This is a genomic window from Sphingomonas sp. (assembly GCF_042096255.1).
In the GTDB taxonomy this organism is placed as follows: Bacteria; Pseudomonadota; Alphaproteobacteria; order Sphingomonadales; family Sphingomonadaceae; genus Sphingomonas.
In genome coordinates, this window is sequence record NZ_JBELLZ010000042.1 from 21,673 (window position 1) to 28,148 (window position 6,476).

General features: G+C 69.6%; 7 protein-coding genes. 4 read left to right on the forward strand and 3 right to left on the reverse strand.

Going from position 1 to position 6,476, the window contains the following annotated elements; genetic code table 11:
- Positions 1–69: 69 nt before the first annotated feature.
- Complete coding sequence (locus ACFDTH_RS09645) at positions 70–384, forward strand: hypothetical protein (RefSeq protein WP_375287309.1); 315 nt, start codon at positions 70–72, stop codon at positions 382–384.
- Here ACFDTH_RS09645 and ACFDTH_RS09650 read toward each other — a convergent pair whose 3' ends face one another.
- Positions 385–1,743 (reverse strand): sensor histidine kinase, encoded by a 1,359-nt coding sequence (locus ACFDTH_RS09650; RefSeq protein ID WP_375287310.1) that lies wholly within the window; start codon positions 1,741–1,743, stop codon positions 385–387.
- 63 nt (positions 1,744–1,806) lie between these two features.
- Here ACFDTH_RS09650 and ACFDTH_RS09655 point away from each other — a divergent pair, with 63 nt between their 5' ends.
- Positions 1,807–2,046, forward strand: coding sequence for a hypothetical protein (locus ACFDTH_RS09655; protein WP_375287311.1), 240 nt, complete (start codon positions 1,807–1,809; stop codon positions 2,044–2,046).
- Here the strand turns inward: ACFDTH_RS09655 and ACFDTH_RS09660 are convergent.
- Positions 2,007–2,684, reverse strand: a complete 678-nt coding sequence (locus ACFDTH_RS09660; RefSeq protein ID WP_375287312.1) for a response regulator transcription factor — start codon at positions 2,682–2,684, stop codon at positions 2,007–2,009. The two genes, ACFDTH_RS09655 and ACFDTH_RS09660, sit on opposite strands and share 40 nt — an antisense overlap.
- 12 nt (positions 2,685–2,696) lie before the next feature.
- A complete protein-coding gene (locus tag ACFDTH_RS09665) occupies positions 2,697–2,984 on the reverse strand; it encodes a hypothetical protein (protein ID WP_375287313.1) in 288 nt (95 codons plus the stop codon).
- Between the two features lie 55 nt (positions 2,985–3,039).
- Here ACFDTH_RS09665 and ACFDTH_RS09670 point away from each other — a divergent pair, with 55 nt between their 5' ends.
- Complete coding sequence (locus ACFDTH_RS09670) at positions 3,040–4,629, forward strand: hypothetical protein (RefSeq protein ID WP_375287314.1); 1,590 nt, start codon at positions 3,040–3,042, stop codon at positions 4,627–4,629.
- A 9-nt stretch (positions 4,630–4,638) separates the two neighbouring features.
- The coding region (locus ACFDTH_RS09675; protein WP_375287315.1) for an ABC-F family ATP-binding cassette domain-containing protein at positions 4,639–6,476 on the forward strand (1,838 nt) is incomplete at its 3' end.

Here is a 6,476-nt window from a genome sequence, read left to right on the forward strand (position 1 = left end):
CATCGGGCGCGTTGCGCGATAGGCGGAGGATCGTGACGTTAGTGTCACGACCTTCTGACGGAGCATTCGATGAAGTCCCTGATCCTTGCCGCTGCCGCACTCGCCGCCTGCGTGCCGATGGTCGCCGACGCACAGGCGTGGCGAACGATCAATCAACGGCAGGCGAACCAGTTCGCGCGCATCCAGCAGGGCATCCGCAACGGCGCGCTGACCCGTGTCGAAGGCGACCGGCTGAAGCAGCAATTCTACGCGCTCAACCGGCTGGAGCAGCGCTATCGGATCGGCGGGCTCTCGCTGCGTGAGCGCCAGGATCTCGACCGCCGCTTCGACGCGCTGAGCCGGCGCATCTACGTTCAGAAGCGCGACCGGCAGAAATATCGCTGATCAGGCAGAAGGCGGGCCGCTCGCCGCCGGCAGACGCAGCCGGACGAGCAGCCCGCCCAGGTCCTCGCTTTCCTCCAGCGTCACCGTGCCGCCGTAGATTTCGACAACGTCGCGGACGATGGCGAGGCCGAGGCCCGTGCCCGGCTTGCCGCTGTCCAGCCGCACGCCGCGATCGAAGATGCGGACGCGATCGGCGGCGGGGATGCCGGCGCCGTCGTCCTCCACCATCACCTCCACGAAGCCCATCTGCGCGGACATGGTGACGAACACGCTGCCGCCGCCGTATTTGGCGGCATTCTCCACCAGATTGCCGACGATCTCGTCCAAATCCTGCCGCTCGATATGCGCCACGAGGTCTCGGGGCCCGTCGGTGTCGATGCGGACGTTGGGGTACAGCCGCCGCACCGCGCGCTCGACCGATTCGACGCTCGGCCAGATCGGCGTGCGGCTCTGCCCGGTGATCCGCCGGCCGACCGCGCGCGCCCGGGCGAGATGGTGATCGACCTGGCGGCGCATCGTGCGCGCCTCACGGATCACCGTCTCCGGCAGGTCGGGCGCGCCCGCCGCCGCGGCGTTGGTGATCACCGTCAGCGGCGTCTTGAGCGCGTGCGCGAGATTGCCGGCGTGCCGCCGCGCTTCCTCCGCCTGCACCTCGTTATGCTCGACCAGCGCGTTGAGCTCTTCGACCAGCGGCGCCACCTCACGCGGCATCCGTCCCGATATCCGAGAGGCAAGGCCGGCGCGCATCCGTGCGATCTCCTCGCGCACCCGCCGCAGCGGCCACAGGCCGTAGAAGGTCTGGAGCGCCGCCAGCGAGACCAGCCCCAGCCCCAGCAAGGCGAACGAGCGCACCAGGGTCCGCCGCAGCGCATCGATCTGCGCGTCGAGCCCGTCGCGGCTCTGCGCCACCTGGAAGCGCCAGCGGACCGGCGAGCCGGGGATCTTGGCGTCGCGCTCCACCACCCGCAGCCGCTCCTCGCGGAACTGCTTGCTGTCATAGGCATGCACGCCGCGATCGGCATGGGACCCGCCATAAGCGAGCTGGCGATCCCACAAAGAGCGCGAGATGAACGGCTCGTGCTTCGGCGCGGAGACCTGCCAGTAGAGGCCGGAGTTGGGCTCCAGGAAACGCTGATCGGCAGGCTCGCGGTTGAACACCACTTCGCCTGCCGGATCAATTTCCGACGTGAAGATCAGGGTGTTAAGGACATATTCGAGCTGGTCGTCGAAGTTGCGCGTCACCGCCGAGACCAGCACGCGATCAAGCGCATAGCCGCCGCCGGCGAGCAGCAGCCCGATCCAAACCGCCGCGATCAGGATCATCCGCCGCCACAGCGATCCGGTGTTGCGCGCAGTCATTCGGCGCACCGGGGGAACAGCCCGCCGCAGGAGACGTTCGAAGCGCAACCACGGAGACAGGGCATGGCGAACATCCCGGCGCTGGTGATCGGCGCGGCCGCAAGTGCGATCGTCAGCATGGCGGGCGGTCTGGTCATCGGATCCTATGCCACCGCAGGCATGCTGCCCGGTCAGCCGGCTGCCCCGCGCGTTGCCGAGATGGAGCCCTGGTCGCCCTCACCGGAGGCGTGGCCGCCCGCCGAGCTTGCCGATCCGCTCGGCCGCTATGCCACCGAGCGCGCGTCGGGATCCTCCAGGCTGTAGCCCAGGCCGCGGATCGTGGTGATCACGTCCTGGCCCAGCTTCTTGCGGATACGGGTAACAAATACCTCGATCGTATTGGAATCGCGGTCGAAATCCTGATCGTAGATGTGTTCGATCAGCTCGGTGCGGCTGACCACCTTGCCCTTGTGGTGGAGCAGGTAGGACAGCAGCTTATACTCCTGCGCCGTCAGCTTCACCGGCTCGCCCGCCCGGGTCACCTTGCCGCTGCGCGTGTCGAGCCGCACGTCGCCCGCGGTCAGTTCGCTCGACGCATTGCCCGAGGCGCGCCGGATCAGCGCGCGCAGCCGGGCGATCAGCTCCTCGGTCTGGAATGGCTTGGCGACATAATCGTCCGCGCCCGCGTCCAGCCCCGCCACCTTGTCGGACCAACTGTCGCGCGCGGTGAGCACCAGCACCGGCGTGGTCTTGCCCTCCTTGCGCCAGCGGTCGAGCACGGTCAGCCCGTCGATCTCGGGCAGGCCGAGGTCGAGCAGGATCGCGTCATAGCTCTCGGTGGAGCCGAGGAAATGCCCCTCCTCGCCATCGGTGGCGAGGTCCACGGCATAGCCCGCGCCTTCCAGCGTGCTCTTGAGCTGCTGCCCCAGGTTGGGCTCATCCTCGACGATCAGCAGACGCATGCTCGAACTCCGTCAGCGGCCGGTGCGGCCCAGCACCGTGCCGGTGCGGCCGTCCACCTCGACCCAGATCACATTTCCATCGCGCAGGAACTTCAACGTGTAAACCGCCACCCCGTCGAAGTCGAAGCCGAGATACTCGGCCTTCGGCATGCTCGGCATCACCCGCCGCTCGATCTCGCGGATCGGCAGCATCGCACGCTTGCCCGCCACCGCCGGGCCACCGCCTCCATGGCGGCGCTGCGCATGGGCATCGCTTACCGGCATGGCCAGCGCGAGGAGAAGCAGAAGCAGCCTGTTCATGATCGCCGGTTCGCTAGACTAAGGGCATTGAATAGGCGGTGAATAGGGAGGTTCCATGCCATTCGTCCTCGCACTCGCAGCAGCGTCCGCGCCGATCGACTATCGCGTCTCGCTCTCCGCCGGCCCGGAGGCGCCGACCGTCAGCGTCGCGATGACCTTCACCGGCGATGCCGACGGCGAAACAGACATCGACCTGCCAGCGCGATGGGCCGGCAGCGCGGAGCTCTGGCGGGCGCTCGGCCGGCCGGAGGTGCGCGGCGCGAGGCTGGCGGAGGGTGGCACGCCCGAGCGCTGGCGCCTGCGGCACCTTCCGAACGCGCGCATCACCCTCCGCTACACGGTGGCGGACGGCCGGCCCGGCGTTCCCGACGCCGCCACCCACGAGAAGGCGCGCCCGGCGATCGAGCGCGACTGGCTGGCGATCCACGCGCAGGGCGCGATCGCCGTCCCGCACGGGCGCGATGCGGCGCCCGCGCGCTTCGCCATCGGCCCGGTCGCGCCCGGCTGGCAGCTGGTCAGCGATCTCACCCGTCCCGGCCCGCTCACCGCCGGGCAGGTCGCGGAGGGGATGATCGTCGGCGGCACCGCGCTTCGGGTCGCGACGCGGCGGGTTGGCACGGGCACGCTGAAGGTGGCGATCGTCGGCGCATGGCCGTTCGCCGATGCCGCGTTGGCGATGTCGGTCGCGCAGCTGATGAGGACGGAGAACGCCATGCTCGCCGCGCCGGACATCGATTTCCTCGTCACGCTTACGCCGCTCGCGGGCTCCGCCAGCGGCGCGATCAGCCATGGCGGCACCGGCACCACCGGCGGCTTCGCGATGGAGGCGACCGATAACGTGCCTCTGGACGAGCTCACGCGCACGCTTGCGCACGAATATGCGCACCGCTGGTTCGGCCGCGGGTTCGGCCCGGTCGACGACGGCGCCGGACCCTATTGGTTCACCGAAGGCGTCAACGACTGGTTCGCCGCCCGCGCGATGGTTCGTGCGCGTCTGTGGAGCAACGCCGATTGGGCGCGGCAGCTTAACACGGTGCTGCTCCGCTACGGAGCATCCACCGCGCGCGCGCTTTCCGACGCGGACCTGTCCGCGCAGTTCTGGACCAACCCCGATGCCATGCAGGTCCAGTATGATCGCGGCTTCCTGGCGGCCTTGCTGCTCGACCGGCAGGTGCCGCTGCTGCCGGTCCTCCGTCGCATGGCGCGCGAGCCGGCGACGGCCTCGCAGGACCGGCGCTTCACCGCGCTCGCCGGCACCGAAGCCGTCGCCACGGCTCGCGCGGCCACCGCGCGCCCGCTCGCCGCAGACGTGCTTGCGCCCTGCGGCAGCCTGCTCACCGTCACCCGCCCCGCCTATGATCGCGGTTTCGACACGGACGACGCGCGCACGGTCACGGCCGTTCGCACCCGGGCCGCACGCGATGCCGGCATCCGGCCCGGCATGCGATACATCCGCCGGATCGCGTTCGAACATCTCGACTCCACCGTGCCCTGGGTCGCCGAGTTCGCGGACGGCGCCGGCCTCCGCACGCTGCGCTGGCTGCCCGCTGGCGACGCAACGGTCACATTCCAGCAGCTCGACTCGGCCGCGATCGACACCGTCGCGTGTGACGCGCTGATTGCAGGAGCGCCCGCCACCCCCTAGCTCGCCCCCATGGCAGCTCCCATCCTTTCCTATGAAGACCTCGGCCTGATCCAGGGCGCCGGCTGGCTGTTCCGCGGCCTCACCATGCATGTCGGTGCGCGTGACCGACTGGCGCTGATCGGCCGCAACGGCGCGGGCAAGACCACTCTATTGAAGCTTCTTGCCGGTCGCATCGACGCCGACGAGGGGCGGCGCAGCATCGTGCCGGGCACCCGCGTGATCCTGCTGGAGCAGGACCCGTCGGTCGCCGGCTTCGCCACGCTTGCCGACTACGTCCTGTCCGGCGACGACGCCCCCCTGCCGCACGAGGCGGAGGCGATCGCCGGCCAACTCGGCATCGACATGTCGCGCGAAGCCGCGACCGCGAGCGGGGGCGAGCGCCGCCGCGCCGCCATCGTCCGCGCGCTGGCGCAGGACCCGGACGTGCTCCTCCTCGACGAGCCGACCAACCATCTCGATATCGCCGCGATCGAATGGCTGGAGGACTGGCTCGGCCGGTTCCGCGGTGCCTTCGTGGTGATCAGCCACGATCGCACCTTCCTCACCCGGCTGACCAAGAGCACGCTGTGGCTGGATCGCGGCACCGTGCGCCGTGCCGAGATGGGCTTCGGCGGGTTCGAGGCGTGGACCGACCAGGTCTATGCCGAGGAGGAGCGCTCGGCCCAGCGGCTCGACGCGCGGCTCAAGATCGAGGAGCATTGGCTCCAGCGCGGCGTCACCGGCCGCCGCCGCCGCAACCAGGGCCGCCTCGCCAAGCTCAAGGAGATGCGCGCCCAGCGCGCGGCGATGATCGGCCCGCAGGGCGCCGCGGCGCTCAACGTCGCAGCGGACGACAGCAAGACCAAGGTGGTGATCGACGCCGAGCACGTCGCCAAAGCCTATGACGGTAGATCCATCCTCAAGGACTTCACTTTCCGCGTCACCCGCGGCGACCGGATCGGCATCGTCGGCCGCAACGGCGCGGGTAAGACCACCTTGCTGCGCCTCCTCACCGGCGAGATCGAGCCCGACAGCGGCAGCGTGAAGCGCGCCAGGACGCTGGACGGCATCGTCATCGATCAGCAGCGCAAGCTGATGGCGCCCGAGAAGCGCGTCCGCGACGTGCTGGCCGATGGCGGCGACTGGATCGACGTGCTCGGCACCCGCAAGCACGTCCACGGGTACCTGAAGGAGTTCCTGTTCGATCCGTCGCTCGCCGACGCGAAGGTCGGCACGCTTTCGGGCGGAGAACGATCACGGCTCCTGCTGGCCCGCGAGTTCGCGCGCCATTCCAACCTGCTCGTGCTCGACGAGCCGACCAACGACCTCGACCTCGAAACCTTGGACCTGCTCCAGGAGGTGATCGCCGACTATGACGGCACCGTGCTGATCGTCAGCCACGACCGCGACTTCCTCGACCGCACGGTGACGGTGACGCTCGGCCTCGACGGCTCGGGCACGGTGGATGTCGTCGCCGGCGGCTTCGAGGATTGGGAGCGCAAGCGAAATCCTCCCCGGCACGGGGAGGGGGACCGCGCGAAGCGCGGTGGAGGGGCGGTGCCGCAGGTGAAAACGTCTCCTGCTGTCCCCCCGCCGCCCCCCTCCCGCGCCAAGCTCACCTACAAGGACCAGCGCGACTACGATCAGCTGCCCCAGCGGATCGAAACGCTGGACGCCGCCATCGCCCGCGACGAGGCGGCGCTGGCCGACCCGGACCTCTACGCCAAGGATCCGAAGGGGTTCGACCGGCTGATGCAGGCGGTCGCCAAGGCCCGCGACGAGAAGGAGGCGGCGGAGATGCGCTGGCTGGAACTGGCCGAACAGGTCGAGGCGATGCGGGTCTACGGGATGGAGCTCGGCATGGCGTT

Excerpts from the sequence above, each read along its gene's own strand:
- ACFDTH_RS09645 (WP_375287309.1), top strand. The coding sequence starts at position 70 with ATGAAGTCCCTGATCCTTGCCGCTGCCGCACTCGCCGCCTGCGTGCCG.
- ACFDTH_RS09650 (WP_375287310.1), bottom strand. The coding sequence starts at position 1,743 with ATGACTGCGCGCAACACCGGATCGCTGTGGCGGCGGATGATCCTGATC.
- ACFDTH_RS09655 (WP_375287311.1), top strand. The coding sequence starts at position 1,807 with ATGGCGAACATCCCGGCGCTGGTGATCGGCGCGGCCGCAAGTGCGATC.
- ACFDTH_RS09660 (WP_375287312.1), bottom strand. The coding sequence starts at position 2,684 with ATGCGTCTGCTGATCGTCGAGGATGAGCCCAACCTGGGGCAGCAGCTC.
- ACFDTH_RS09665 (WP_375287313.1), bottom strand. The coding sequence starts at position 2,984 with ATGAACAGGCTGCTTCTGCTTCTCCTCGCGCTGGCCATGCCGGTAAGC.
- ACFDTH_RS09670 (WP_375287314.1), top strand. The coding sequence starts at position 3,040 with ATGCCATTCGTCCTCGCACTCGCAGCAGCGTCCGCGCCGATCGACTAT.